General features: G+C 70.5%; 17 protein-coding genes. 12 read left to right on the top strand and 5 right to left on the bottom strand.

Annotated elements, in window-relative coordinates:
• Positions 1–251: 251 nt before the first annotated feature.
• The 3 genes from ABZV58_RS17285 to ABZV58_RS17275 form a co-directional block, all read right to left on the bottom strand.
• Positions 252–551 carry a DUF3817 domain-containing protein gene (locus ABZV58_RS17285; protein WP_355001169.1) on the bottom strand — a complete coding sequence of 100 codons (300 nt, stop codon included), beginning with the start codon at positions 549–551 and terminating at the stop codon, positions 252–254.
• Positions 552–631: 80 nt separating this feature from the next.
• Positions 632–1,030 carry a transcriptional regulator gene (locus ABZV58_RS17280; protein ID WP_355001168.1) on the bottom strand — a complete coding sequence of 133 codons (399 nt, stop codon included), beginning with the start codon at positions 1,028–1,030 and terminating at the stop codon, positions 632–634.
• 131 nt (positions 1,031–1,161) lie between these two features.
• A complete protein-coding gene (locus ABZV58_RS17275) occupies positions 1,162–2,037 on the bottom strand; it encodes an oxidoreductase (protein ID WP_355001092.1) in 876 nt (291 codons plus the stop codon).
• A 144-nt stretch (positions 2,038–2,181) separates the two neighbouring features.
• On the opposite strand from ABZV58_RS17275, the gene ABZV58_RS17270 reads away from it, so the two are divergent.
• Positions 2,182–2,814 carry a TetR/AcrR family transcriptional regulator gene (locus tag ABZV58_RS17270; RefSeq protein ID WP_355001091.1) on the top strand — a complete coding sequence of 211 codons (633 nt, stop codon included), beginning with the start codon at positions 2,182–2,184 and terminating at the stop codon, positions 2,812–2,814.
• A gap of 25 nt (positions 2,815–2,839) precedes the next feature.
• On the opposite strand, the gene ABZV58_RS17265 is transcribed toward ABZV58_RS17270, so the two are convergent.
• On the bottom strand, positions 2,840–3,781 hold the full coding sequence (locus tag ABZV58_RS17265) for a sigma-70 family RNA polymerase sigma factor (protein WP_355001090.1): 942 nt from the start codon (positions 3,779–3,781) through the stop codon (positions 2,840–2,842).
• A gap of 130 nt (positions 3,782–3,911) precedes the next feature.
• A complete protein-coding gene (locus ABZV58_RS17260) occupies positions 3,912–4,178 on the bottom strand; it encodes a hypothetical protein (protein WP_355001089.1) in 267 nt (88 codons plus the stop codon).
• Positions 4,179–4,295: 117 nt separating this feature from the next.
• Between ABZV58_RS17260 and ABZV58_RS17255 the strand changes: the two genes are divergently transcribed.
• From ABZV58_RS17255 to ABZV58_RS17205, 11 genes are all read left to right on the top strand, one after another.
• Positions 4,296–4,931, top strand: a complete 636-nt coding sequence (locus ABZV58_RS17255; protein ID WP_355001088.1) for a TetR family transcriptional regulator — start codon at positions 4,296–4,298, stop codon at positions 4,929–4,931.
• Between the two features lie 64 nt (positions 4,932–4,995).
• Positions 4,996–5,301, top strand: a complete 306-nt coding sequence (locus ABZV58_RS17250; RefSeq protein ID WP_355001087.1) for a hypothetical protein — start codon at positions 4,996–4,998, stop codon at positions 5,299–5,301.
• Between the two features lie 379 nt (positions 5,302–5,680).
• Complete coding sequence (locus ABZV58_RS17245) at positions 5,681–5,938, top strand: S1 RNA-binding domain-containing protein (protein ID WP_355001086.1); 258 nt, start codon at positions 5,681–5,683, stop codon at positions 5,936–5,938.
• Positions 5,939–6,249: 311 nt separating this feature from the next.
• Complete coding sequence (locus ABZV58_RS17240) at positions 6,250–6,897, top strand: PadR family transcriptional regulator (protein ID WP_355001085.1); 648 nt, start codon at positions 6,250–6,252, stop codon at positions 6,895–6,897.
• A 244-nt stretch (positions 6,898–7,141) separates the two neighbouring features.
• Complete coding sequence (locus ABZV58_RS17235; protein ID WP_355001084.1) at positions 7,142–8,347, top strand: FAD-dependent monooxygenase; 1,206 nt, start codon at positions 7,142–7,144, stop codon at positions 8,345–8,347.
• 188 nt (positions 8,348–8,535) lie between these two features.
• A complete protein-coding gene (locus tag ABZV58_RS17230; RefSeq protein WP_355001083.1) occupies positions 8,536–8,994 on the top strand; it encodes an AMP-binding protein in 459 nt (152 codons plus the stop codon).
• A 249-nt stretch (positions 8,995–9,243) separates the two neighbouring features.
• On the top strand, positions 9,244–23,316 hold the full coding sequence (locus ABZV58_RS17225; protein ID WP_355001082.1) for an amino acid adenylation domain-containing protein: 14,073 nt from the start codon (positions 9,244–9,246) through the stop codon (positions 23,314–23,316).
• On the top strand, positions 23,313–24,284 hold the full coding sequence (locus ABZV58_RS17220; protein WP_355001081.1) for an ATP-binding cassette domain-containing protein: 972 nt from the start codon (positions 23,313–23,315) through the stop codon (positions 24,282–24,284). Before ABZV58_RS17225 ends, ABZV58_RS17220 begins: the two co-directional genes overlap by 4 nt.
• Positions 24,281–25,099 carry an ABC transporter permease gene (locus ABZV58_RS17215; RefSeq protein WP_355001080.1) on the top strand — a complete coding sequence of 273 codons (819 nt, stop codon included), beginning with the start codon at positions 24,281–24,283 and terminating at the stop codon, positions 25,097–25,099. Before ABZV58_RS17220 ends, ABZV58_RS17215 begins: the two co-directional genes overlap by 4 nt.
• On the top strand, positions 25,099–25,911 hold the full coding sequence (locus tag ABZV58_RS17210) for an ABC transporter permease (protein ID WP_355001079.1): 813 nt from the start codon (positions 25,099–25,101) through the stop codon (positions 25,909–25,911). Before ABZV58_RS17215 ends, ABZV58_RS17210 begins: the two co-directional genes overlap by 1 nt.
• Positions 25,839–26,111: an Rpn family recombination-promoting nuclease/putative transposase gene (locus ABZV58_RS17205; RefSeq protein ID WP_355001167.1), complete on the top strand. Its 273-nt coding sequence runs from the start codon at positions 25,839–25,841 to the stop codon at positions 26,109–26,111. Before ABZV58_RS17210 ends, ABZV58_RS17205 begins: the two co-directional genes overlap by 73 nt.
• Positions 26,112–26,211 lie beyond the last annotated feature (100 nt).

Below are 26,211 nucleotides of genomic sequence, written 5' to 3'. Positions count from 1 at the left end.
CCAGTCGCACGCGCGCCGCGCTCGCGAGGACTGACCCGCGGCCGGTCGCGAAGGCCAGTGACCTGTGCGCCGTGCTCGCTCGAGACCGACACCGCGCACGCTGAGGACTGACGTCGCGCGGGTCGGTCGCCGAACCAATGGCCTGCCGCGCTCGCGGAGGACCGCACCCCACGGGGTGCGGCTTCGCGGCCTAGTGGCCTGCACGGCAGCCGGAATTCGGCGGGTTACGCGTCGGATCGAACGCCGCCCGATCAGACGCCGAAGTCGTTCTTGACCTGCTTGGCGTTGGTGTGCTCGACGAAGAACGACAGCAGCGGGACGGTGCCCGCGATGAGGGTGCCGACGGTGCGGCCGATCGGCCAGCGCACCTTGACCGCCAGGTCGGCTGTGGCGATCAGGTAGATGAAGTACACCCAGCCGTGCACGACCGCGATCCAGCTGGGCGGGTTGGCGTCGAAGCCGTACTTGGCGATCATCTCGCCGGTGAGCAGCAGCAGCCACAGTCCGGTGGTCCAGGCGAGCACCCGGTAGCGCAGCAGCGCCGAGGCGATCTTGGCGGTGTTCGCCGCCTTGGCCTGCGCGGGAGCGGCCTGGGGCTCGGTGGCGACGGTGGTCTCGTTCTCGCTGGCGCTCAACCGGCGCTCCTCTCGGTGTTGCGGGTGTCCAAGCCCGCCCGGCGAACCTGGCCGTCGAGCTCCTTGGAGTTCAGCGCCGCCAGGTACCTGTTGTATTCGGCGAGCACCGGGTCGTCGTCGCGCGCGGCCGTCGGACGCTCCGGCAGGATGCCCGCCGGAATCTCCCGCGGCGCGGCCTTCCGCGCGGGGTCGGTCCGCTGCGGTGCGGTGCTCGGCGCGTCCTGCTCCTCGGCTTCGGTCTCCAGTCGCACGAACCGGAAGTAGGCGAACACCGCGAACCCGGCGAACAGCGGCCACTGCAGCGCGTACCCGAGGTTCTGGCCGGTTCCGCTGGACGACTCGAAGCGTTCCCACTGCCACCAGCCGAGCGCCAGGCAGGCGAGGGCGGCCACCATCACCAGCAATATCAGGGCCGGGCGATTGTGTGCCGAGCGGCGGGGAGAAGCGGACACGCCTCCTACGGTACCCGTCTACTACAGGGTGCGTAGGAGCAGGTCGACGCTCGGCTCTCCCCGCCGCGCGCGCCTCAGAACTTGTACGTGACTCCGGTCATCCGCTCCGATTCCGCCCAGAGTCGGCGCTGCAATTCGGGGTTCTTCGACAGCTTGGTGGAGGACGACGGCTGGACCGGTCCCTGGCTGCCGAACAACCAGGTCGGGCCCCAGTAGGTGTCGGGATCGGGGTCGGGCATCCCGGCGGCGAACAGCGTCGAGTGCGCGGCCTTGGCGGGCGCGTGGCCGATCAGGCGGATGAACGGCTTGCTGATCCGGTCGAGCGGAGTCTCGGTCCTGGCGAACAGGTCGGTGGCCGAGACACCCGGGTGCACCGCGTACGAGCGCTTCTTCGAGCCGGACTCGGCGAGGCGGCGCTGCAACTCCCTCGCGAACATCAGGTTCGACAGCTTGGCCTGCGCGTAGGCGAGATTGCGCTGGTAGCGGCGGTGCTCGTAGTTGAGGTCATCGATCCAGAGCTTCGGTGTCTGCTTGTGCGCGATGCTCGCCAGCGTGACCACCCGGTCTCGGATGCGGTCGAGCAGCAGCCCGGTCAGCGCGAAGTGACCGAGATGGTTGACGCCGAACTGGGTCTCGAAGCCGTCCGCGGTCCGGGAGAACGGGATGTTCATCAGGCCCGCGTTGTTCACCAGCACGTCGATCTCGCCGGACTGCTCGGCGAACTTGCGCACCGAGGCCAAGTCGGCGAGGTCGAGCGCGGCGACACGCACGTCACCGGGGATCGCGGCGGCCACCTCCTCGGCTTTCGCGGCATTGCGGCAGGCCATCACAACGGTCGCGCCCTTGGCGGCCAGCACCTTGGTGGTCTCCGCGCCGAGGCCGCCGTTCGCGCCGGTGATGACAAAAGTGCGCCCGGTCTGGTCCGGGAGTTCGGTAGGTTTCCACGCCATGGGCCAACCTTACTCTGGAGTAAGTTCGGAGGGAAGGAAGCGCGCGCACCCGTGGGGAGAATATCGGCCCAGACACTCGCACCGGCACTGCCGCGCCGGGATTCGGTGACGCTACCCCCGCGCGAGGTTCGCTACGGTGAAGACGTGACGACCACGGTGGGGAGGCAATACGGCGGGCGCGCCGTCACCGAGCGCAAGGCGGAACGGCGGCTGCGGTTCCTGGAGGCTGCGACGCGCCTCTTCGCCGAACGCGGGTACACGGAATGCTCGCTCGCCGACGTGTGCGCCGCCGCAGGGCTCTCCAAGCGGCAGTTCTACGAGGAGTTCGAGACCAGGGAGGACGTGCTCGCCGCGGCCTACGACCGCATCCAGGACGACGCCGTCGCGGCCGTGGGCGGCGCACTGGCCACCCTCGACCCGCGCCTGGACCCCAGCGCCGCGATGACCGCGGTGCTCACCGCCTACCTCGGCTCGCTGGGCGCCGACCCGTACCGCGCCAAGGTGGCCTTCATCGAGGTGGTCGGGGTCAGCGATCGGATGGAGCGGCACCGGCGCGAACGTAGGCATGCCTGGGCCGCCGTGCTCGAATCGGCCGTGGTGCCGCGCGTCGCGCCCGGCGGGCACATCCGCGGCGGTCCCGGTCTGGCGGCGAGCGCCCTGATCGGCGCGATCAACGGACTCACCCACGAGTGGCTGCTCTGCGATCCGCGGCCGCCGGTCTCGGCTCTGGTGGAGCTGTTGGTTCCGGTGGCGATCGCGTTGATCGAAAACCCCTGACCGCCACCGGAACTCGGCTACCGCGTCACGCGAGCAGGCCTTCGAGGCGACGCGCGCGCGCGGGCTGGCGCAGCTTGCCCATCGCCTTCGCCTCGAGCTGACGGACCCGCTCGCGGGAGACGCCGAGTGCGGTGCCCACCTGCTCGAGCGTGCGCCCCTCGCCGCGATCCAAGCCGAAGCGAAGCAGGATCACCTCGCGTTCCCGGTCGGTGAGAGTGGCGAGCACCGTGTCCAGCTTGCCGCGCAGCATGCTCGCCGCGACCACATCGGCCGGGTCGGGGGCGTCGTCGGGGATGAGCCCGCCGAACTCGGTTTCCCCGTCGCCGATCGGAGTGTGCAGCGATATCGGCTCGCGCCCGTGCCGCAGCACCTCCTCGACCTGGGCCACCGGCATTTCCAGCTCCGCGGCGACCTCCGCCTCGGTGGCCTCGCGACCCAGATGCTGGGCGAGCGTGCGCCGGGTGCGGTTGACCCGGTTGAGCAGCTCGACGACGTGCACCGGCATGCGAATGGTGCGGCCCTGGTCGGCGAGGGCGCGGCCGATGGACTGGCGGATCCACCAGGTGGCGTAGGTGGACAGCTTCAGCCCGAGCCGGTGATCGAACTTCTCCACCGCGCGGATCAGGCCGAAGGTGCCCTCCTGGACCAGGTCGAGCAGCGACATCCCGGTCGGCGTCGGATAGCGCTTGGCGATCGAGACCACCAGGCGCAGGTTCGCTCGGATCATGTGGTCCTTGGCGCACAGCCCGTCGGCGGCGGTGCGGCGCAGCTCGCGCCGCGCGGCGGGGGTGAGTTCGATTCCGGCGTGGGCGCTTTCGTCGAGGCGCTGCTGCGCGAGCACGCCCGCCTCGATGCGGACGGCAAGGGCTACCTCCTCGCCGGAGGTGAGCAGCGGGGTGCGGCCGATGTGGCGCAGGTAGTCCCGCACCGGGTCTTCGGTGAGGGTGGCGGTGACGGAGTGGGGCACGGGTGGTCCTTTCGGTCGAGCGAGGAGCCGGTCCGGTGGCGGCGCGGTTCGGGAATGCCGGTCACCGGTGGCGGCGGGCGGTGCGGTTCGCGCGCGGCCCGCCGCCGGGGGATTGCCGAGCGGGTTTCGCTCAGCGACCCGGGATGCGCAGCGGTCGGCGCGGCTTGCCCCGATGGGTCTGCGCGCGCTGGACGCCGCTGTCGTGGCGAGCGGGCCCGCCGTGGAAGAGGTTGTGCGATCCGGTGATCGGGCTGCCGGTGCGGATCGGCGTGGCGCCGAGGTGTCGGCGGATCGCGGTCTCGAGGTGCGCGGTGTCGATGTCGGCCACGGTGGCTGCTCCCTGTCGGTCGGTCTGGCTGGTCTGAATCGGGGCTGCGGTCTGGGGGCCGTGGGTCATGCGCAGGGGGTCTCCTTCTCGGTTCGTGCCGTCGTCTCCGGCGGCGAAGACAAACTTAGATCAGACATAAAAATATGTCAACTATAAATTTATGTCGGGATCGTATACGCTCCCGATATGACCGAACAGGGACTTCGTGCGCGCAAGAAGCAGCAGACGCGCGAGAACATCTCCCACCAGGCCACGCTGCTGTTCCTGGAGCGCGGATTCGACAAGGTGACGATCGCCGACGTCGCGTCCGCGGCCGACGTCGCCAAGATGACGGTGACCAACTACTTCCCGCGCAAGGAAGACCTCGCCCTCGACCTCGGCGAGGTCTTCGTCGACCAGCTCGCCCGCACAGTGCGCGAGCGGGAGCCGGGCCAGTCGGCGCTGGCCGCGCTGCGGCACGCCTATCGCACCGCGGCCACCGAGCAGGACCCGGTGGTCGGCTTCTCCGGTCTCGAGTTCGCCAGGATGATCGCCGAGAGCCCCGCGCTGCTCGCGCGCCTGCGCGAGTTCCACGAGGAAAGGGAGGCGGCGCTGGCCCGCACGCTGGCCGCGGAAACCGATGCGGCGCAGGATGACATCGCGCCACGGGTGGCCGCCGCCCAGCTCGGCGGCGTGCACCGGGTGCTGTTCGAGGAGACCATGCGCCGCACCCTGGCGGGCGAATCGAACGACGAGATCGCCGCGGCGCTGACCGAGTACATCCGGGTGGCCTTCGACGCGCTGGAACCGAGCCTGGGCGACTACGCCGTGCGCGCCGGATAACGCGCGAGGGGGGCCTGGCGGCGGCGTTCGCTGCCGTGTCGCTGGCCCGGAGGCGTTGCGTGCGTTGCCGCCGGCGCAGTCCGCGCCGATCGTCGACGCCTACGCCATGACCATCGATCACGTGTTCCGCTGGGTCGTTCCGGTCGCGCTGGCCGGATTCGTGGTGGCCTGGTTCCTGAAGGAGGTGCCGTTGCGCGACAGCGCACGCGCGGGCGCTTCCGATGTGGGAGAGGGCTTTTCGGTGCCCGAGAACAGCGACCGCGCGGGTCTGCTCGAACGCGCCGTCGCGGTGGCCATGCGCAAGGCGCGTGCGGAAAAGCCCACGACGATCGCGACCCCGCCGATCGGGCGCTCCTCGACCAAGCCCTGATGAGCGTCGCCGCCAAGCTTGTGGAGGAGCACCTGGACGAGGTGGAAGCTGCCAGAGTCGGATGACTCCGTGCGTGAAAACCCAAGAGTGCGGGTAGTGCTCGCCGGGCATGCGCCGCCCCGTCCGCCGCGCCGAGCGTCAACGTGGCCGGCGAAGTCCTGTCCCGTCGCGAACCGGTCGAGTGCGACCCGGAGCGGGCTTGCGCGCCGGGTTCGCTTGCCTTTAGGTTGAATTCGTGACTGCCGGGTCGGCGATACGCCGCACACAGATGGGCCGCCCGGCCGTTCGGTGACCCTCCGGCGGGCGCGTGGCCCGCCTCCTCCTTCGCTTCTTCTCTGTACCGCAAGGTTTCTCAGGGACTGCGAAAGGAGGTGAACTCATGTCCCGCACCGATTTCGACGTCGACGCGTGGCAACGATTCGCGGCCGCGCACGGCGTGCAGAGTGTGCTCGACGCGACCGTCGTCCAGATCGTGCCCTTCGGCGCCTTTCTCGAAGTCGCGCCCGGCGTGCACGGTCTGCTGCACCGCAACGCATGGTCGGACTGGTCGGCGGAACCGCAGGTCGGCGCCGCCATGGCGGTCCGGATTCTGGCCATCGACGCCGAGCGCTACCGCGTGAGCCTGGCCGTGGCGTGATGTCGGGTCGCTCTTCGAATTCCGGATGAGAGGGTGTGCGGAGGCGGACTCCACCCGCCTCCGCACACCCTCAGCCTATGCGTATCTCCGTACCGCTCAGGCCAGTTCGTGGGCGGGACTTCGGGCGTTCAGCGCGCTTACCTCCGCATCCGCTCCGGGCATACGCGGGCTGTGGACGTGCGTCCGCAGCGCTCGATCGGGCTATGCCTCCGCCTCCGCGCCGCCCACGAATCCTCGATGCTTACCCGCGCGAACGATACTTGTACGCGAATACTCGCGCACGTATATTCGTAAACGAGTAAGGAGGTGCCATGGCCACGAAGCGCAAGGTGAACAACCTGCTGGCGCTCGCGATCCTCTCGGTGATCATCGAACGGCCGATGCACCGCTACGAGATCGCCTCGAAACTGCGCGAGCGCGGCAAAGACCAGGACATGGACATCAAGTGGGGTTCGCTCTACACGGTGGTTCAGAACATGGTCAAGGCCGGTTTCCTCGAACCCGTCGGCAGTGAACGCGAGGGCTCGCGCCCCGAGCGCGTCATCTATCGGATCACCGACGCGGGCCGGACCGAAATGTCCGACTGGACAAGAGAATTGATCGCCACTCCGGTGCTCGAGCGCGACGCCTTCACGGCGGGCCTCTCGGTGATCGGCGCGCTGTCGCCGGACGAGGTGATCGAGTTGCTCGCCACCCGGATCGCCGCGCTCGAAGCGATCATCGCGGGCGTGCGCCGGGAACTGGACGGGCTCGCGGGCACGCTGCCCCGCCTGTTCGTGATCGAGACCGAGTACGGGCTCGCGATGTTGGAGGCCGAGGCCGCGTGGGCTCGCTCCTGGCGCGCGGAGCTGGTCGACGGCACCTTCCCCGACTTGGCGATGTGGCGGCAGATGCATACCGGCGGCATGGCGTCGTCGGACGTCTTCGACATGGTGGAAAGGGGGCAAGCGCCTCAGTAGACCGAACGTCTCAGTAGGCACAACGCCGAAGCAGAGAGACACCGGCCCCGGCGACAGCCCGGGGCGACACGAGACCGGACCCGGCGGAGGTGCGGCAACACCACCGCCGAGCCCGATGAAACCGTCTCGAACCGTGCCCGCACGGAGCGCACCCGGCCACGAGGCTGGCAACCACAGGATAGCTGGGTGCGCGGTACGCGGGTCGGTTCGAGGAAACCAACCGACTCACATTCGGAGATACCTCATGTCCAGAATCCGTTCCGCACTCGTCGTCGGCGGCGGCATCGCCGGGCCCGTCGCGGCCACCGCCCTGCTGAAGGCGGGCATCGACGCCCGCGTCTACGAGGCCTACCCCGGCCCGTCCTACGGCATCGGCAGCGGGCTCGCGCTCGCACCGAACGGCGTGGCGGCGCTCGATGTCATCGGCGCGGGCGATCCGGTGCGCGGCATCGCGCAGCCGGTGTCCAAGATGATGCTTTCGGTCGGCCGCACCCGGCACCACGTGCCCACCCTGCGCGGCGAACCGCCGCTGCAATTGGTGGATCGCGCCGAACTGCACCAGACGCTGCACGATCACGCGGTGGCCGCGGGCGTCCCCGTCGAGTTCGACAAGCGTCTGGTCGGCGTGGAGGAGCACGCCGACGGCGTCACCGCGCGCTTCGCCGACGGCAGCACCGCGACCGCGGACGTGCTGATCGGCGCCGACGGCATCCGGTCGACCGTGCGCGGCCTGATCGACCCGAACGCGCCGGGCCCCCAGTTCACCGGCATGCTCGGTTTCGGCGCGGCCACCGAGTGCGATGCCGAAATACCCGCCGACACCATGGTTTTCGCCTTCGGCCAGAAGGCGTACTACCTGTACTGGTCGACCGGTGACGGACGGGTCTTCTGGGGCGCCAACCTGCCGCACAAGCAGTACCTGACGCTCACCGAGGCCCGCGCCGTCCCGGCGTCGCACTGGTTGTCGATCCTGCGCGAGACCTACGGCGCGGACACTCCCGGCGGCGAACTGGCCCGGAGCACCACCGAGGACCAGCTGGAGGTCACCGGCGGCCTGCACATCATGCCGCCGGTGCCGCACTGGTACCGCGGCCGCATGGTCCTGGTCGGCGACGCGGTGCACGCGCCGTCCAACAGCTCCGGGCAGGGCGCCTCGCTGGCCATCGAGAGCGCGGTGCAGCTGGCCAGGTGCCTGCGGGATCTGCCGGAGCCGGAGGCGGCCTTCGCGGCCTATGAGCGGCTGCGCCGCGGCCGGGTGGAGGGTGTCGCGGCGCGCGCCGCGAAGATCAACCGCAGCAAGACGCCTGGTCCGGTGGGTCGCAAGATGATGAATCTGCTCATGCCGCTGATGGTGAAGACGGTGATGAACCCCGAGAAGACCATGGGCGCCGAGCAGCGCTACCGCATCGACTGGGCCGCGCCGGTCCAGTCGGAGCCGGTCCCCGCCTGACGGCGGACCGCACGACCGCCGGTCGCGAAAACCGTTCGCGACCGGCGGTTCGCGTGTTCCCCCTTGGGTGGGGAATCGTTCACCCTCGGAGGTGGGGAGGCAGCACTGGGGTTCCTGTCGAGGAAGGCCCCGGACGGCGAGATTAGTAGTCAGAAAGAAACGCCGCCCGAATACCGAGGAGCACCGCAATGCCGACCGAAACCATCGCACCTGCCGTTCCGACCCGGACGGGCGCGCTCGCGTCGGTCACCCGCTTCGACCCGGCCGCCATCGCGGTGTCCACCCCCGACGGCGACCTCACCTACGGCGAACTGGACTCATGGTCGAATCGGCTCGCCAGGGTGCTGCTCGGCGAGGGGGCCGGACCGGGCACCACGGTCGCCATGGCGGTGGAGCCGACCATCGAGTCGGCCGTCACCCGGTGGGCCATCGCCAAGTCCGGCGCGACCCCGGTGCTCGCGACGTCCGGTTCGGTGGAGGTCGAGTCGGCCGTGCTCGGTGTCACCACCCACTCGCGGCGCGGCGAACTGACCGACGCCATCGGCTGGCTGCTGCTCGACGACCGCGCGATGCTGGTGCGCTACCTCACCGGCTCGGACGCGCCGATCACCGACGCCGAGCGCGAGCCCATGCGGCGCGCGTCCTGACGACGCGCCGACGTCCCGCTTCGGGAACTCCTTCCTGACATGCGGATTTCGAGTTGTCGACCAGCGTGCGGAGCTAGACTCTCCAGGGGAAGTACTCCTATGCGCACGCTGGTCGACTCATCCGCGGGAAGGCTCGTTCCCACACGAGTCGAAGCCCGTCGCGGGCGACAGCGCGCTCACCCCGCACGGGCACCGCGCGCTCTCGACATGTTCTCTTCCGTCTTTTCCTGAGCCCAGCAGGGACCTTGTATGCCACAGCCGTCTCTCACTCCAGTGGCCGCGGCCGACCGGCTGCCCGCAGGCGCCTTTCCGCTTTCCGCGGCGCAGCGCGGCATCTGGTTCGCCCAGCACTTCGCGGGTGACACCCCGATCTCGATCGCGCAGTACGTGGAATTCCACGGGCCGCTGGATTTGGATCTACTAGCCGATGTGGCGCGCCGAGCCGTCGACGAGTTCGGCAGCGGCTACCTTCGGTTGATCGAGGTGGACGGATTTCCCTACCAGGTCATCGATACCTCGCTCGAGGACGAGACGCTGGTGGTCGATCTGCGCGACGAGCCCGATCCGGTGGCCGCCGCGCACGCCTGGATGCGCGCGGAGTACACCGCGCCGCTGAATCTGCTGCGCGACCGGCTCGGCAAGTACGCCATGCTGCGACTGGGCGACCAGCACTGGTACTGGTACCAGCGCATCCACCACATCCTGCTGGACGGCTTCGGCGCGATGAGCCTCGTGCAGCGCACCGCCGAGCTGTACAACGCCGAGCTCGCGGGCCGCGAGGCGCCGCCGAACAAGGCCGCCGACCTGCGCACCATCGTGGACGCGGATGTCGCCTACCGGGATTCCGAGCGCTTCCAGGCCGACGCGCAGTACTGGCGCGACCATCTCGCGGGCATGTCCGAGCCCGTCAGCCTGGCGGGCCGGGCGGCCGAGGTGGATGCGCATCCCGCCCTGGTGGCCGGTGAATTGCCGCCTGCCACCGCCGAACTGCTGGACGCGGTGGCCAAGTCGGTGTCCTCCAGCATCGCGCCCGTGGTGGTGGCCGCGTTCGGCGCCTATATCGGCGCGATGACCGGTGCGCCCGAAGTGATACTGAGCCTGCCCGTCTCCGGTCGCACCACCGCCGCGCTACGGCGCTCCGGCGGCATGATCGCCAACGTCGTGCCGCTGCGACTGCCCCTCGGCGCCGAGAGCTCCGTCGGTGGACTGATCAGGTCCGCGCAGGGCGAACTGACCTCGGCGCTGCGCAGGCAGCGGTACCGCCAGGAGGACATCGTCCGCGACCTCGGCTGGTCGCTGGACGAGGCGGCCTCGTTCGGCCCGACCGTCAATCTGATGATGGTGGACACCAGGATTCAGCTGGGCGAGGTCACCGGCCGGATGCACGTGCTGACCTCGGGACTGATCGAAGACCTGTTCCTGAACCTGTATCCGGGCATGGGCGCGGAGAACACCCACATCGATTTCCAGGCCAATCCCAACCTGTACGACGACGAAGAACTCGCCGCGCAGCACCGGAGATTTCTGGACTTCCTGCACCGCTTCCTTGCCGCGGGACCGGACGCGCCGCTGCACGCGGTGCCGGTCCTCTCGCCCGAGGAACGTGCCGAGCTCGAGCCCGCCCGCGGACCCGCGTCGGTGCCGCCGCGCACGCTGGCCGAGATTCTGGCGGACGGCGCGGCCGTCGATCCGGACGCGGTCGCCATCCGCGCCGACGGCACGTCGCTGACCTATCGCGCGGTCGAGTCCTACGCCAACCGCCTCGCGCGGCTGCTCATCGCGGCGGGCGCCGGACCGGAAAGCGCGGTGGCCGTGGCCATTCCACGCTCCGTCGAGTCGGTGCTTGCGGTCTGGGCGGTCGCGCGCACCGGCGCCGCGTTCGTGCCGATCGATCCCGGGTATCCCGCCGACCGCATCGAGCACATGGTCGCGGACAGCGGCGTCGTCGCCGGGCTCACCGTGACGGGCGCGCGTTCGGCGCTGCCCGACCGCATCACCTGGCTGACGCTCGACGACTCCGACACCGAAGAGGTGCTGGCGCACCAGGATTCGGCCCCGATCACAGATGCCGAGCGGACCACCGCGATCCACCTCGACCAGCCCGCCTACCTCATCTACACCTCCGGTTCGACGGGCATGCCCAAGGGCGTCACCGTGACCCATCGTGGCTTGGCGAACCTGGTCGCCGGGTCCGGCGCGTCGTTCGGTGTGGACGCGAATGCCGTGGTGGCGCACGCGGTCTCGCCGAGCTTCGACATTTCGGTCGAGGAGCTGCTCGTCGCGTTCGCGGTGGGCGCGTCGATCGCCGTCGTTCCGCCCGCCGCCTACGCGGGCGAGGACTTGGCCGAAGTGCTGCGGGCGCACCGGGTCACGCATCTGAACGTGACACCCGCCGTGGTCGGCTCGCTGGACCCGGAAACCTTGCCCGACCTGCGCACCGTGGTGGTCGGCGGAGACGCGTGCCCGCCGGAGCTGGTGGCGAGATGGGCGGGCCGCACGCTACTCAATGGGTACGGCCCCACCGAGACCACGATCACCGTCACCGTCAGCGCGCCGCTGGCGCCGCACGGTCCGGTCAGCATCGGCAGCCTGGCTCGTGGCGTGGTCGGCCTGGTGCTCGATCCGTGGCTGCGACCGGTCGCGCCCGGTGTGGTCGGCGAACTGTACCTGGGCGGGCCCGCCGTCGCGCGCGGCTACCACCAGCGCACCGGGCTGACTGCCAGCCGGTTCGTGGCGAACCCGTACGAGCCCGGCGGTCGCATGTACCGCACCGGTGACCTGGTTCGGTGGCGGCAGCGCGAGGGCAGGCTGGAGCTGGATTACGCGGGCCGCGGGGATTTCCAGGTGAAGGTGCGCGGCTATCGCATCGAGCTCGGCGAGGTGGACGCCGCGCTGGAGCGGCAGCCGGAGGTCGAGTTCGCCCTCACCATCGGCGCGACCACGCCGAGCGGCGCCACCGCCCTGGTGTCGTACGTGCTCGGCGCGCCGGGTGTCGAGGTGCAGCCGGAGGCGCTGAAAGCGGCTGTCGGCGAAAGTCTTCCGGCCTACATGGTGCCGACGGTGATCATGGTGCTGGACAGTGTCCCGTTGACGCCGGTGGGCAAAGTCGACCGCAGAGCTCTGCCCGCACCGGATTTCGGTATGCGCACCGTCGTGCGACGCCCACCGTCCACGCCCCGCGAGGAAACGATCGCGGGGCTCTTCGCGGAGGTGCTCGGCCTGGACGCGGTCGGCGTCGACGAGAACTTCTTCGCGCTCGGCGGCGACAGCATCATCTCCATCCAGCTGGTCTCCCGCGCCCGCTCGGCCGGTCTGCGGTTCAGCGCGCGCGACGTGTTCGAGCGCAAGACGGTGGCCGCGCTGGCCGCCGTCGCCACCGATGCCGCCGACACCGCGGTGCTCGAACTGCCCGGTGGCGGTGTCGGTTCCGTCGAGATCACCCCGATCGTGCACGCGATGCTCGATCAGGGCGAGACCTGGGACCGCTACAGCCAGGCCGTCCTGATCGCGCTGCCGCCGGACGGCGACCGCGCGCGGCTGACCGCCGCGGTGCAGACGCTCATCGACCACCACGACGTGCTGCGCAGCACGTTGCGTAAGGGCGAGGACGGCTGGGAATGGGTTGTCGCGGAGCCGGGTTCGGTGCGCGCGGCCGAACGCATCGATTCGGTGGTCGCGGGTGACGACCTCGAGGTGAGTTGCGAGTATGCCTTGCAGCGCGCCGCCGATCGGCTTGATCCGGCGGCAGGGGTGGTCGCCCGGTTCGTTCTGGTGGAACCGAATTCGGCCGCCGGTGAATCGGTCGTCGATGCTCCAGGCACCGGCACCACCGATGGAGTGGGCGTCGTCATTCCCGGCGTCATCGGTGGTGCGGCGGAGTTCGCCGAGGGGACTGTCGTCGATGTGGCCGCTGCCGAGGGTGGTATCGACGCGCGGGCCGCCGAAGAGGTCGGAATCGCCGGTGCGGGCGGTGGAATGGATGCTCGCGCCGCCGAGGGTGTCGGCTTTGCCGATGAGGCAACAGGCGGCCGCGGCATCGCCGGTGCGGGCCGTGGCGCTGATGCGCGGGGCGCCGATGGTGTAGACGCCGCCGATGGTGGCCGTGGCATCGCTGATGCGGGTCGTGGCGCTGGTGCGCGGGGCGCCGATGGTGTAGACGCCGCCGATGGTGGCCGTGGCATCGCCGGTGCGGGTCGTGGCGCTGATGCGCGTGCCGCCGATGGCATCGGCCTTGCCGATGACGCCGCCGATGGTGGCCGTGGCATCGCTGATGCGGGCCGTGGCGCCGATGTGCGCGGCACCGATGGTGTCGATATCGCCGATGGCGGCCGTGGTGCCGATGCTCGCACCGCCGATGGTGTAGACGTTGGCAGGGAGGGCCGCGGCGCCGATGCGCACGCCACCGGCGGTGTCGACGTCGCCGACGGCCATGGCATCGCCGAGGGCACCCGGCTCTGGTTGGTTCTCCACCACTTGGTCACCGATGGCGTCTCCTGGCGAGTTCTGTTGCCCGACTTGGCCACCGCCTTCTCCGGCGGCGAGCTGGAGCCCGTCGGTACCTCGTACCGCCGCTGGGCGCACGCGAACGTCGAGCAGGCGGCGGCGCGCGCGACCGAACTCCCCGTGTGGCGGCGCGTGCTCGCCACGCCGGACGCCCCACTCGGTGCGCGAGCGGCGGACCCGGGGGTGGACACCGTGGCCACCGCGGCCGAGGTGCGGACCACCGTGCCGGTGGAGACCGCGACCGCAGTGCTGGACACGGTGCCCGCGCTGTTCCACTGCGGCGCCGACGATGTGCTCCTCGCCGCGCTCACCATGGCGGTCGCGCGGTGGCGGACCAGGTCCGGTGCGCTGTTCACCCTCGAGGGGCACGGGCGCGAGGAATCGGTGCTGCCCGGCGCGGATCTCGCGCGCACGGTGGGCTGGTTCACCAGCGTGTATCCGGTCGCGATCGATCTCGCGGGCATCGACATGGACGACGCGTTCGCGGGCGGACCCGCGGCCGGTCTCGCGATCAAGGCGGCCAAGGAGCAGTTGCGCGCGATTCCCGACCGCGGCGTCGGATACGGCATGCTGCGGTACCTGAATCCGCGGACCGCGGGCGAACTGGCCGCCGCGCCCACCCCACAGATCAGCTTCAACTACCTCGGTCGCGCTGCGGGCGGACCCGAAGGGCCGTGGTTGCCGAGGAGATTCGCCGCGACGCAGGACGACCGCGCGCCGCTGCCCGCCGTCGTGGACGTCAACGCCATCATGGGCGCCGCGGGCCTGGAGGTCACCTGGGCCTACGCCACCGAACTGCTCGCCGAGGACGACGTCCGCGCGTTCGCCGAGCACTGGACCACCGCGCTCACCGCGCTCGCCGACCACGCGCGGACGACCGGTGCGGGCGGCCACACCCCGTCGGACTTCCCGCTCGCCACGGTGACTCAGCAGCAGATCGAGGGCTGGGAGCGCACCTACCCGAACCTGGCCGACGTGTGGCCGCTGTCGCCGCTGCAATACGGCCTGCTCTTCCACGCCTGGTACGACACCGACACCGCCGACGGCTATACCGTGCAGACCAGGCTCACCCTGGCGGGCCGGGTCGACGCCGCGCGGTTGCGCGCCGCGGCGCAGGTGCTCGTCGACCGGCACGAGAACCTGCGGGTCGCGTTCGTCGAGACGCCGGACGGTCCACGCCAGCTGGTGCTCGCCGACGCCGAAGTGCGCTGGCACGAAGCAGATCTCACGCACCTCGCCGAAGACGGCCAGCGCACAAGGGAACTCGACCGGATCCTGGCCCTCGACGCGAACACTCGCTTCGACCTCACCCGCCCGCCACTGCTGCGCTTCCAGCTCATCCGCACCGCCGACGACACCTACACCCTGCTGATGACCAATCACCACCTGGTGCTGGACGGTTGGTCGACGCCGCTGCTGGTCCGCGAGCTGCTGACCGTCTACATCGCCTCGGGCGCGGGCGCGAGCGCCGCGGACGTGCTGCCCCCAGCCCCGTCCTATCGCTCGTTCCTCGCCTGGCTCGCCGAACAGGAAGCGGCCGAGCGTATCCCGGCCACAGCTGAACTCCGCCCCGCCGCCGACGAACGCGGCCCTGTCGCAGCGGAACCCAGCGGGGCTGGTGAACCGCCCGTTGCCGCGGCGGAACCCCCTGCGACGGCCGAGTCGCAGGTGACCGATCTCGAACGTGCCGCCGAAATGCTCACCGGTCCCGCGAGTTCCGCGTCCCTGGCCGCGTGGCGTGAGGCGCTGGCCGGAATCGACGCGCCGACTCGCGCGGTCCCGACGCTGGCGGGCATTCAGTCCACTGAATCCGGCATGGTGTCCTTCGACCTGCCCGCCGAGACCGTCTCGCGGCTGGAGGCGACGACCCGCGCCGCGGGCGCGACCGTCAACACGGCCGTGCAGGCGGCGTGGGCGCTGCTGCTCGCCATGCTGACCGGACGCACCGACGTGGTGTTCGGTGGCACGGTGTCCGGCAGGCCGCCGCAGCTGGCCGGGGTCGAGGACATGGTCGGCCTGTTCATCAACACCCTGCCGGTGCGGGTGCGGCTCGATCCGGCGGAGCGGGTGGCGGATCTGCTGACCCGCGTGCAGACCGAGCAGGCCAGGCTGCTGGACCACCAGCACGTCGGACTCGCCGCCATCCACCAGGCCGTCGGCCTCGCCGAATTGTTCGACACCCTCACCGTTTTCGAGTCGTATCCGATCGATCGCGAGGCGCTGTCGCAGTCGCTGGACATCGCGGGCATGCGGATCCTCGACATCGCGGGGACCGACGCGACGCCGTACCCGTTGAACCTCATGGTGATTCCGCTGCACGGGATGCCCGGCGAGCCGGGCGACAAGCTGCGGGTCACGGTCAAGTACATGGCCGACCAGCTGGCTGAGTCCGCCGCGCGCAGGTTGCTCGACCGGTTCGTCATGCTGCTCGAGCAGATCGCCGAGCACCCGGAGATCGGTGTCGCGCGGTTGCAGCACTGCGACGCCGTCGAGCGCGCCACACTGCTGCCGGTGCACGGTCCCGATTCGGTGCCGCAGCGCACCCTGCCCGAGATCCTCGCCGCGGGCGCAGCGGTGAACCCTGATGCCCTCGCGGTCAGCGCGAACGGCGACACCATGACCTACCGCGAACTCGACGCGTGGTCGAACCGGTTCGCCAGGGTGCTGCTGCGCCGCGGCATCGGTGCCGAGGTCTTCGTCGTGCTCGCGCTGACCCGCTCGGTGGAGTCCGTGGTCGCGGTGTGGGCGCTGGTCAAGACGGGCGCGGCGTTCCTGCCGCTGGATCCGAACTACCCGGTGGAGCGGATCGAGCACATCCTCACCGATTCCAAGGCGCCCATCGGCGTGACGGTGCGCGCCACCGGCGAGACCTTGCCGAGCACGATCGACTGGCTGCTGCTCGACGACCTGAACACCATGCGCAGGGCGCTGACGGTGCCGGACGGGCCGATCACCGACGAGGAGCGCGGCGGCGCGATCCGGATGGACCAGACCGCCTACCTGATCTACACCTCCGGCTCCACCGGCAAGCCGAAGGCGGTACTGCTCAGCCATCGCGGTGTCGCGAATCTGACGACGGCGCAACGCGAATCGATGGACCTGGACCACACGGTAAAGGCCTTGCAGGTCGCCTCGCCGAGCTTCGACGCGTCGGTCTTCGAGCTGCTCGCCGCGCACACGGTCGGCGGACAACTGGTGCTCTCTCCGCCGGAGGTGTACGGCGGCGAGGAGCTCGAGCGCCTGCTGCGCGCCGAGCGGGTCACCCACGCGGTGATCACGCCATCGGTGCTGGCCACGATGGACCCGGCCGGTCTCACCGACCTGCGCGTCCTCTCGGTCGCGGGCGAAGCCGCCGGGCCGGAGCTGACCGCGCAGTGGGCGGTCGGCAGGCGCATGCTGAACCTCTACGGCCCAACGGAATTCAGCATCTGGGCGACAGGTCCGGGCGAGCTGGAGCCCGGTGAGCCGGTCACCATGGGCGGCCCGATCCGCGGCGCCGCGGTCATGGTGCTCGACACCTGGTTGCGCCCGGTTCCGGTCGGGGTCGAGGGCGAGCTGTACTTGGCGGGCCCCGGGATCGCGCGCGGCTACTTCAACCGCTTCGGGATGACGGCGGCTCGTTTCGTGGCGAACCCGTACGGCGCGCGCGGCGAGCGGATGTACCGCACCGGCGACATGGTGCGCTGGGTCGAATCCGACCGCCCGGGCGGACCGGTGCTGGAGCTGGAGTACCTGGGCCGCAGCGATTTCCAGGTCAAGATCCGCGGTCTGCGCATCGAACTCGGCGAGATCGACGCGGTGCTCGCCGCCGACGACCACGTGGAATACGCCGCGACCGTCGGCATGCCGGGCCCGGCCGGTGAGACCGTGCTCGTCTCCTACGTGGTGCTCAGCGACGCGGGACGCGAATCTGTCGGTGCCGCCGAGGAATACGACACCGAACGGTTGCGCTCGCGTATCGCGGGCGCGTTGCCCGGCTACATGGTGCCCGGCTATCTCGTCGTGCTGGACGAGGTCCCGTTGACGCCGGTCGGCAAGCTGGATCGCAAGGCGCTGCCCGTGCCCGATTTCGCGGCGTTCCTGCGCAGGTACCTGGCGCCGCGCACACCGGTCGAGCAGGCCGTTGCCGAGGTGTTCGCTGAGGTGCTCGACACCGAGCGCGTCAGCATCGACCATTCGTTCTTCGAGCTGGGCGGCAACTCGCTCAGCGCGACCAAGGTGGTGGCCAGGGTCAACGCGGCGCTCGGCGCGACGATCGCGCTGCGCGACCTGTTCGACGCGCCCACGGTCGCGCGGCTGTCGGCGCGGGTGGTCCCGGCTGCGGCGGGGGAGCGCGCCCGCTTCGCGCTCGCGCCGCGCATCCGGCCGGACCGGATTCCGCTCTCGCCCGCCCAGCAGCGGATGTGGGTGCTCAACCGGCTGGATCCCACCTCGCCCGCCTACAACATCGCGGTCGCGCTGCGTCTCACCGGCGACCTGGACGTGGCGGCCATGCAACGCGCGCTGCGCGCGGTCGTCGACCGGCACGAAAGCCTGCGCACCATGTATCCGGCCGACGCGGAGGGCCCGCGCCAAGTCGTCCTCGACGCCGAGGTCGCCGCGCCGGAACTGCGCGCGGTCGACACCGAACCCGGTGCGCCGCTGCGGGATCGGATCATCGAACTGGCCGGTGTCGGCTTCGACCTGGTGACCGAGCGACCGCTGCGGGTCGGCCTGTTCCGTTTGCGCACGGCCGAAGGCAACGGCCGGGCGACGCCGGTGCACGTCGTCGTCCTGGTGGTGCACCACATCAGCGCCGATGGCGCGTCGATGGCGCCGCTGGCCACCGACCTGATGACCGCCTACGCCGCGGCCACCATGGGCCAGGAAGCGGCCCTGGCCGCGCTGCCGGTGCAGTACACCGATTTCGCGCTGTGGCACCGGGAACTGCTCGGCGACGAATCCGACCCGGAGTCACTGGCCGCCAAGCAGATTCGCTTCTGGACCGAATCCCTTTCCGGCGCACCGGATCTGCTCGAGCTGCCCGCCGACCGGCCGCGGCCCGCGGTGCAGTCCATGCGCAGCGCGGACCTGGACTTCGCGGTCGAGCGGCCGCTGCACCGGGCCATGGCGGAGTTGGCCGCGGACACCGAGGTGAGCATGTTCATGCTCGTGCACGCGGCGCTCGCGGTGCTGCTCGCTCGCCTCGGCAGCGCCGACGACGTGGTGATCGGCACCGCGGTCGCCGGGCGCGGGGAGGCCGCGCTGGACGAGATGGTCGGCATGTTCGTGAACACCCTCGCGCTGCGCACGCCGGTCGACCCCGACCGATCCTTCCGCGACTTCCTCGCCGCCGTGCGTTCTTCGGACCTCGACGCGTTCGCCAACGCCGACGTGCCGTTCGAACGCCTGGTGCAGGTGCTGAACCCGGCCAGGTCCACGGCGCACCACCCGATCTTCCAGGTGTCGCTCTCCTTGCAGAACTTCGTCGAGCCCGCGCTCGAGCTGCCCGGACTGCGCATCGCGGTGGAGGATCTGGATCGCGACGCGTCACAGTTCGACCTGACCCTCGACCTGCGCGAGCGCTACGACGACGCCGAGCGGGCCGGTATCGACGCCACGCTGACCTACGCCACCGATCTGTTCGACGCGCCGACGGTCGACACTCTCGCTCGCAGGTGGCTCGCGGTGCTGGCCGCGGTGGTGGCCGACCCGGAACAGCGCCTCGGCGACATCGATCTGCTCGTGCCGCTGGAACGCGCCGAACTGGTGCCCGCCAGCGGCCCGGAGTCGGCCGGGGTGCGCACGTTGCCCGAGGTGTTCGCCGCGACGGCGGCCGCGTATCCGGAGCGGCACGCGGTGGTCGCCGCGGGTGTGACGACGACCTACCGCGAATTGATCTCCCGTGCAGCGCAGCTCGCCCGTCTGCTGATCGAGGCGGGGGCCGGGCCGGAGACGGTGGTGGCGCTCGGACTGACCAGGGGCGCGGAGCTGCTGATCGGTATGTGGGCGGCCGCCGCGGCGGGCGCGGCGTTCCTGCCGGTCGACCCGAAGCATCCGGTGGACCGCATCGAGCACATGCTCACCGACTCCGGCGCGGTGCTCGGCCTCACCGTCGCCGCGCACCGGCCGCAGCTGCCCGCGGAAACCAAGTGGCTGGTCCTCGACGACCCCACCTTCGCAGCCCGCTGGCGCGGCGCAGACGACACCCCGCTGCGCGCCGACGAGCCGCGCGCACCGATCCGACCGGACCATCCGGCGTGGATGATCTACACCTCCGGCTCCACCGGAACGCCCAAGGGCGTCACGGTCTCGCACCGCGGCATCGCCGATCTCGTCGCGGCACAGTGCGAGTCGCTGGCGCTCGACGAGCACGCGCGGGTATTGCAGGTCGCCTCACCGAGTTTCGACGCGTCGGTGTTCGAGGCGATCATGGCCTTCGGCGCGGGCGCGGCCTCGGTGGTCGCGCCGCCGGAGGTGTTCGGCGGGGACGCGCTGGCCGAGCTGATCGAGGCCGAGGGCGTCACCCACGCGGTGATCACCCCGTCGGCGCTGGCCACGGTGGACCCGGCGCGGGTGTCGAGTCTGCGGGTGCTGGCCGTCGCCGGTGAGGCGGTCGGCGCGGAACTGGTGGAGCGGTGGGCGCAGGGCCGGACCATGGTCAACCTGTACGGGCCTACCGAATCCACCATCTGGGCAACGGGTTCGGGTCCGTTGGCGGTGGGCGCACCGGTCACCATCGGCGGTCCCATCCGCGGCGCGTCGGTGCTGGTGCTCGACGGGCGGCTGCGGCCGGCGCCGGTGGGCGTCGCGGGCGAGCTGTACCTCGCCGGGCCCGCGCTGGCGCGCGGCTACCACGCCCGACCGGACCTGAACGCGACCCGCTTCGTCGCGAATCCGTATGGCGCGCAGGGCGAGCGGATGTACCGGACCGGCGACCTGGTGCGCTGGATCGCCGACGGCGGACTGGAATATGTCGGCCGCACGGATTTCCAGGTCAAGGTGCGTGGTCAGCGCATCGAACTCGGCGAGATCGACGCCGTGCTCGGTCGCGCCGACGGCGTGGACTTCGCCGTGACGCTCGGTGTTCGCGGACCGTCCGGCGGTACCGCGCTGGCCGCCTACGTAGTCCACGAATCCGGCGTCGAGCTGGACGTGGACGCGCTGCGCGCGCACGCCGCCGAGTCACTGCCCGGGTATATGGTGCCCTCGGCTTTCGTCGTGCTGGACGCGATTCCGCTCAACGCGGTCGGCAAGCTCGACCGGAAAGCGTTGCCGGAACCGGTGTTCGCCGACGACCGCACCGAATACGTCGCGCCGCGCACGCCCACCGAGGAGACCCTGGCGGCGGTCTTCGCCGAACTGCTCGGTCGCGAGCGGGTCGGCGTCGAGGACTCCTTCTTCGCGCTCGGCGGCGACAGCATCCTGGCCATCCAGCTGGTCTCCCGGGCCAGGCAGGGCGGGGTGACCATCACGCCGTTGCAAGTGTTCGAACACCGCACCGTGGCTGGACTGGCCGCCGCGGCCGACGCCGCGGGCGAACTGGTGGTGCTGGAGGAACTGCCCGGCGGTGGCGTCGGCGATATGCCGCTGCCGCCGATCGTGCGGTACATGATCGAACGCGGCGGCGACTTCGACCGTTTCGCGCAGACCGCGGTGCTCGAACTACCAGTCGGCATCCGTCCCGAGCAGCTGACCGCGACCGTGGCGGCCGTGGTGGACCGGCACGACATGTTGCGCGCCAGGCTGTTCCGCGCGCCGGACTGGCGGCTGGAGGTGGCCGAGCCGGGCGGCGTCGACGTGGCGGGGCTGATCAGACGCATCGAGTTCGCCGCCGACGCGGACACGGTCGACCTGCGCGAATACGCGCTCACCGAACTGGAATCCGCGATGAACCGGCTGGACCCGGCGCGCGGTGTGGTGTTGCAGTTCGTCTGGCTCGACCCGGTCGGCGAGGCCGGAGACCGCAGCCGCGCCGGTCGTCTCATCGTGATCGCGCACCACCTCGTCGTGGACGGCGTGTCCTGGCGGATTCTGGTGCCCGATCTGATGGCCGCCTGGGCGCAAATCTCCACGGGTGCGACGCCGGTGCTCGCCGAGACCGGGACGTCGATGCGCCGCTGGTCGCACGCGCTCACCGAGGAGGCGCACCGGGCCGAGCGAGTCGCCGAACTGGGCTACTGGCGCGACCTGATCGACGGGCCCGATCCGCTGATCGGCGGACGGGAACTCGATCCGGCCGTCGATCAGGCGGGGACGTTGCGCATGGTGGAGGCGGAGGTCTCCGAGGACGTCACCACGGCGCTGCTGACCACGCTGCCGGCGCTGTTCCACGGCGGCGTCGAGGACGCACTGCTCACCACACTGGCGCTGGCCGTGCACAAGTGGCGCGCCACCGCGGATCGCAGCGTCCTGGTCCGGCTGGAAGGGCACGGTCGTCAGCAGGAAGTGATCCCCGGCGCGGACCTTTCCCGGACCGTCGGCTGGTTCACCAGCGTCTATCCGGTGCGCCTCGACCTCGGCACGGTCGACGTCGACGAGGCCATGGCGGGCGGCCCCGCGCTGGGTCAGGCGATCCGCGCGATCAAGCACCAACTGCTCGCCGTGCCGGACAAGGGCATCGGGTTCGGTCTGCTGCGCTACCTGAATCACGACACGGCCGAACAGCTTCCGCGTCGTCTCCCGGGGCGGGTCGCGTTCAACTACCTGGGCCGCTACGCGACCGGCGAGATCCCGCCTGGCCTGGAGGGACTCGGCTGGCTGCCCACCGACGAACTCGGCGACCTGCCCGCGACCGAATACCCGAACGTGCCGCTGCAAGCCGAGATCGACGTGAACGCCGTGGTTCTCGGCGACCGGCTGCGCGCCACCTTCGGCTTCCCCGCCACGCTGCTGAACCGCGCCGAGGTGGCCGAGCTCTCGCGCCTCTGGATCGAAATGCTCGGTGTCGCGGCCGAATTCGCCGCCACCCCGGAAGCGCGCGCCGCTGGCGCGGAGGAGGAGCGGGCGATGGCCGAACTCGCGGTCGCTGCCGCGCCGCCCGCGCCGGGCACCGCGCTCGGGCTCGACGTGCTGCTGCCGATCCGGCTCGGCGGCGACGAACCCGCGCTGTTCTGCATCCACCCGTCGTCCGGAATGGCATGGACCTACCTGGGTTTCGCGGAGGCGCTCGCGCCGGGCCGCCCGATCTACGGCCTGCAAGCGCCGGACCTGAGCGGTCGCGAACCGTCCATGCGCAGCATCGAGGAATTCGCCGAACGCTACGTGCGCGAGATTCGCGCCGTGCAGCCGGAAGGCCCGTATCACCTGCTCGGCTGGTCGTTCGGCGGGCTCATCGCGCACGCCGTCGCCACCCGCCTCGAGCAGGAGGGCGCGCCGGTCGGCGTGCTCGCCCTGCTCGACGCCGACACCGCCGACATCGACGGCGACAGCATCGAACCGCTCACCGCGGGCTCGTTCATCAGCACTTTCGGTGCGGTGTTCGGCATCGACGACGTGCCCGCCGACGCCACGGCGCAGGAGGCGGCCGCGCTGATCGCCGAGCGGACCGGCGGCGTGGCGCTGGTGGACGCCGACACTCTGGAGCGGATGGCCGGGTCCTACAACGCCTCGGCGCGGACCAGGACCGGCTATCAGCGTCCCGTCTATCACGGCGACGCCCTGTATTTCAGTGCCACCGTGGACACCTCGGACATCTTCGGCCCTGAGGGCTGGCGTCCGTACATCACCGGCGTGATCACCAACCACGACGTCGAGGTCACCCACGACGAACTGACCGCACCACACGTGCTTCCCGTCATCGCGCGTGTGCTCGACGAGCATCTTGGAGGCATGCAGTGAACGACAGCGGAGTTGTGGTGGAGGGCGTGGAGAAGTCCTTCGGTGAGGTACACGCCCTGCGCGGCGTCGACTTCACGGCCGCGCAGGGCGAGGTGCTCGGCATCCTCGGCCCGAACGGCGCGGGCAAGACCACCACGGTCAATATCCTGTCCACGCTCATCGCGCCGGATCGCGGCCGCGCCCAGGTCGCCGGGTACGACGTGGTCGCCGACCCCGCGGCGGTGCGCCGCTCGATCATGCTGACCGGCCAGTTCGCGGCGCTGGACGACATGCTCAGCGGCTACGAGAACCTGGTCATGTTCGGCAGGCTCATGGGCCTGCGCAAGGGGGCCGCGCGCGCACGCGCCGACGAACTGCTCGCCGAGTTCGACCTGGTCGAGGCCGCGGGCAGGCGGGTGGGCACCTACTCCGGCGGTATGCGCAGGCGCATCGATATCGCGTGCGGGCTCGTCGTCCGGCCCGACGTGGTGTTCCTCGACGAGCCCACCACCGGGCTCGATCCGCGCAGCCGACAGGGCGTGTGGGATCTGGTGTCGAGCTTCCGCAAGCACGGCATCACCACGCTGCTCACCACGCAGTACCTGGAAGAGGCCGACGCGCTGTGCGACCGGATCATCGTCATCGATCACGGCGTGGTCATCGCCGACGGCACCGCCGACGAACTGAAGTCGCGCACCGGCGGCAGCTACTGCGAGGTGGTCCCGCTGCGGTTGGAGGATCTGCCCGCCATCGCCACCGCGCTCGGCTCGCTGCTGCCCGAGGAGAACCGGGCCGCGCTCACCCCCGAGTCGGACCGCATCGCGATCCCCGCCCCCGAAGGAGCCAAGACGCTCGCCGAGGCGCTGCGGCGGCTGGACTCGTCCGGTCTCGAACTGGTCGACATCGCCCTGCGCCGTCCCTCGCTGGACGACGTGTTCCTCCAGCTCACCGGGCATCTCGCCGTCGCGGAAACCGGAGAAGTCGCATGACCGCCGGGGCCTGGCTGACCGACACGCGCGCCACCCCGGTCCGCGCGCAGCAGTGGTGGGTGCTCACCACGCGACTGGTGACGCCCGCGGTCAAGACCGGCGAGGTGCTCAGCTCCATCGTCGCGCCCGCCGCCTTCACGGCCAGCTTCTACATTCCGCTCAAGACGGTGATGACCGTCATCGGCACCGGCTTCAGCAGCTACGCGCAGTACATGATGCCTCTCGTCATCCTGCAAGCCTGCGCGTTCACCGCCATCGGCGCGGCCTTCCGTTCGGCAAGCGACGCCGTCTCCGGGCTCGACCGCCGCTTCGGCTCGATGCCCATCGGTCCGATGGTCCCGGTCGCGGCGCGGATGTCCGGCAACATGTTCCGGCTGTTCATCGCGATATCGGCGGGGCTGGTGTGCGGGCACGTGATCGGCTTCCGCTTCCGGCTCGATACCTGGCACACGCTCGGGTTCCTGGCCTTCTCGCTGCTCATCGGCGTCGCGTTCACGCTGGGCGCCGATGTCATCGGAACGGCGGCCAAGAGTCCGGAGGCGACGACGCAGGCACTGGTGCTGCCGCCGTTGATTCTCGGCATGCTGTCCACCGGGTTGGCTCCGGCGTCTCAATTCCCCGAGTGGATCCAGCCTTTCGTGCGCAACCAGCCCGTCTCGCAGTTCGTCGTCGGGCTGCGCGCGCTCGCGGGGGACACGACAGGCAACGCGGGCGAGGTGAGCTGGGCGCTGATGGGTCCGCCGCTGTTCTGGGCGGGGGCGATATTCGTCATCTGCCTGCCGCTCGCGCTCCGGCTGAGCAAGAGGAGGGCGTGATGGTACTGACAACGGAACGCGGGACGCTCACGCACGGCGAGACCTCGCCGTTCTCGCTGCTGCGGCACACCGCGATTCAGACCCAACGCCTGCTGCTGCGTTGGTCGCGCAATCCGGTGGCGTTGCTGGAGACCCTGATCATCCCGTGCCTGCTGCTGCTGATGCTCGACATCGTCATCGGCGGGCAGATCCAGAAGTTCTCCGGCACCGACGCGCTCTACGGGTCGGTGCCGATGGTGGCCGTCGTCGGCGCGCTGAGCGGCGCGGTGGCGAGCGGGGTGATGCTTGGCAGGGAGCGGGACGCTGGCCTGCTGGCTCGTTTCTGGGTGCTGCCGGTGCACCGCTCCTCGGGGCTGATCTCCCGCATCCTCGCCGAGGGCTGCCGGATCCTGCTCGGCACGCTCGTGGTGATCGTCGTCGGTCATCTGCTGGGTTTCCGCTTCCAACAGGGGTTCGTGCCCGCGCTGCTGTTCGTGTTCATTCCGGTGCTCTTCGGGCTGGCGTTCGCCACCATGGTCACCGCCATCGCGGTGTTCACCGCGAAAGCGACGCTGGTGGAGAGCATTACGATCCTCACCTCGCTGCTGATGTTCTTCAGCACCGGCTTCGTCCCGCTGATCGCCTTCCCCCAGTGGATCCAGCCCGTGGTACGCAACCAGCCCATGTCGGCCGCCGTGGACAGCATGAAGGCCCTGTCCCTCGGCGGCCCCCTCGCCCGCCCCCTCACCCTGACCTTCCTCTGGTCGATCGGCGCGATCATCGTCTTCGCCGTACCCGCCGTCATCGGCTACCGCCGAGCCAGCCGCCGCTGAGACCCCGCGACGGAGCCAGAGGTCTGGATGGGCACGACGCCTACTTCCGGCACGTACTGAGCCGCCCCGCCGACGCTGCCTCCGAGCTGCGTTCCGCGCTACCGGAAGCCGTTGCCGCGCGGGTCGATTGGGGCAGACTCGAACTACAACCGGGTAGCTTCGTGTCCAAACACTTGCGCTCGCGCTACGTCTTCGCCTGATCATCACCGGCACCACCGGAAGCCGAGCTCGGCCGCGGCCAGGCCATCATGACCACCGCTGATGGATTCGCCGAGGGCGCAGCCGTCGGCGGGACGGCTG

The sequence above is a fragment of the Nocardia sp. NPDC004654 genome (genome assembly GCF_040609595.1).
Lineage (GTDB): Bacteria > Actinomycetota > Actinomycetes > Mycobacteriales > Mycobacteriaceae > Nocardia.
This window is presented reverse-complemented; position numbering and strand designations above follow the sequence as displayed.

Bases quoted from the DNA above. Each gene is read 5' to 3' on its own strand.
- ABZV58_RS17280 (WP_355001168.1), bottom strand. From the start codon at position 1,030: ATGGTGGCCGCCCTCGCCTGCCTGGCGCTCGGCTGGTGGCAGTGGGAA.
- ABZV58_RS17275 (WP_355001092.1), bottom strand. From the start codon at position 2,037: ATGGCGTGGAAACCTACCGAACTCCCGGACCAGACCGGGCGCACTTTT.
- ABZV58_RS17260 (WP_355001089.1), bottom strand. From the start codon at position 4,178: ATGACCCACGGCCCCCAGACCGCAGCCCCGATTCAGACCAGCCAGACC.
- ABZV58_RS17255 (WP_355001088.1), top strand. From the start codon at position 4,296: ATGACCGAACAGGGACTTCGTGCGCGCAAGAAGCAGCAGACGCGCGAG.
- ABZV58_RS17245 (WP_355001086.1), top strand. From the start codon at position 5,681: ATGTCCCGCACCGATTTCGACGTCGACGCGTGGCAACGATTCGCGGCC.
- ABZV58_RS17240 (WP_355001085.1), top strand. From the start codon at position 6,250: ATGGCCACGAAGCGCAAGGTGAACAACCTGCTGGCGCTCGCGATCCTC.
- ABZV58_RS17235 (WP_355001084.1), top strand. From the start codon at position 7,142: ATGTCCAGAATCCGTTCCGCACTCGTCGTCGGCGGCGGCATCGCCGGG.
- ABZV58_RS17230 (WP_355001083.1), top strand. From the start codon at position 8,536: ATGCCGACCGAAACCATCGCACCTGCCGTTCCGACCCGGACGGGCGCG.
- ABZV58_RS17225 (WP_355001082.1), top strand. From the start codon at position 9,244: ATGCCACAGCCGTCTCTCACTCCAGTGGCCGCGGCCGACCGGCTGCCC.
- ABZV58_RS17215 (WP_355001080.1), top strand. From the start codon at position 24,281: ATGACCGCCGGGGCCTGGCTGACCGACACGCGCGCCACCCCGGTCCGC.
- ABZV58_RS17210 (WP_355001079.1), top strand. From the start codon at position 25,099: ATGGTACTGACAACGGAACGCGGGACGCTCACGCACGGCGAGACCTCG.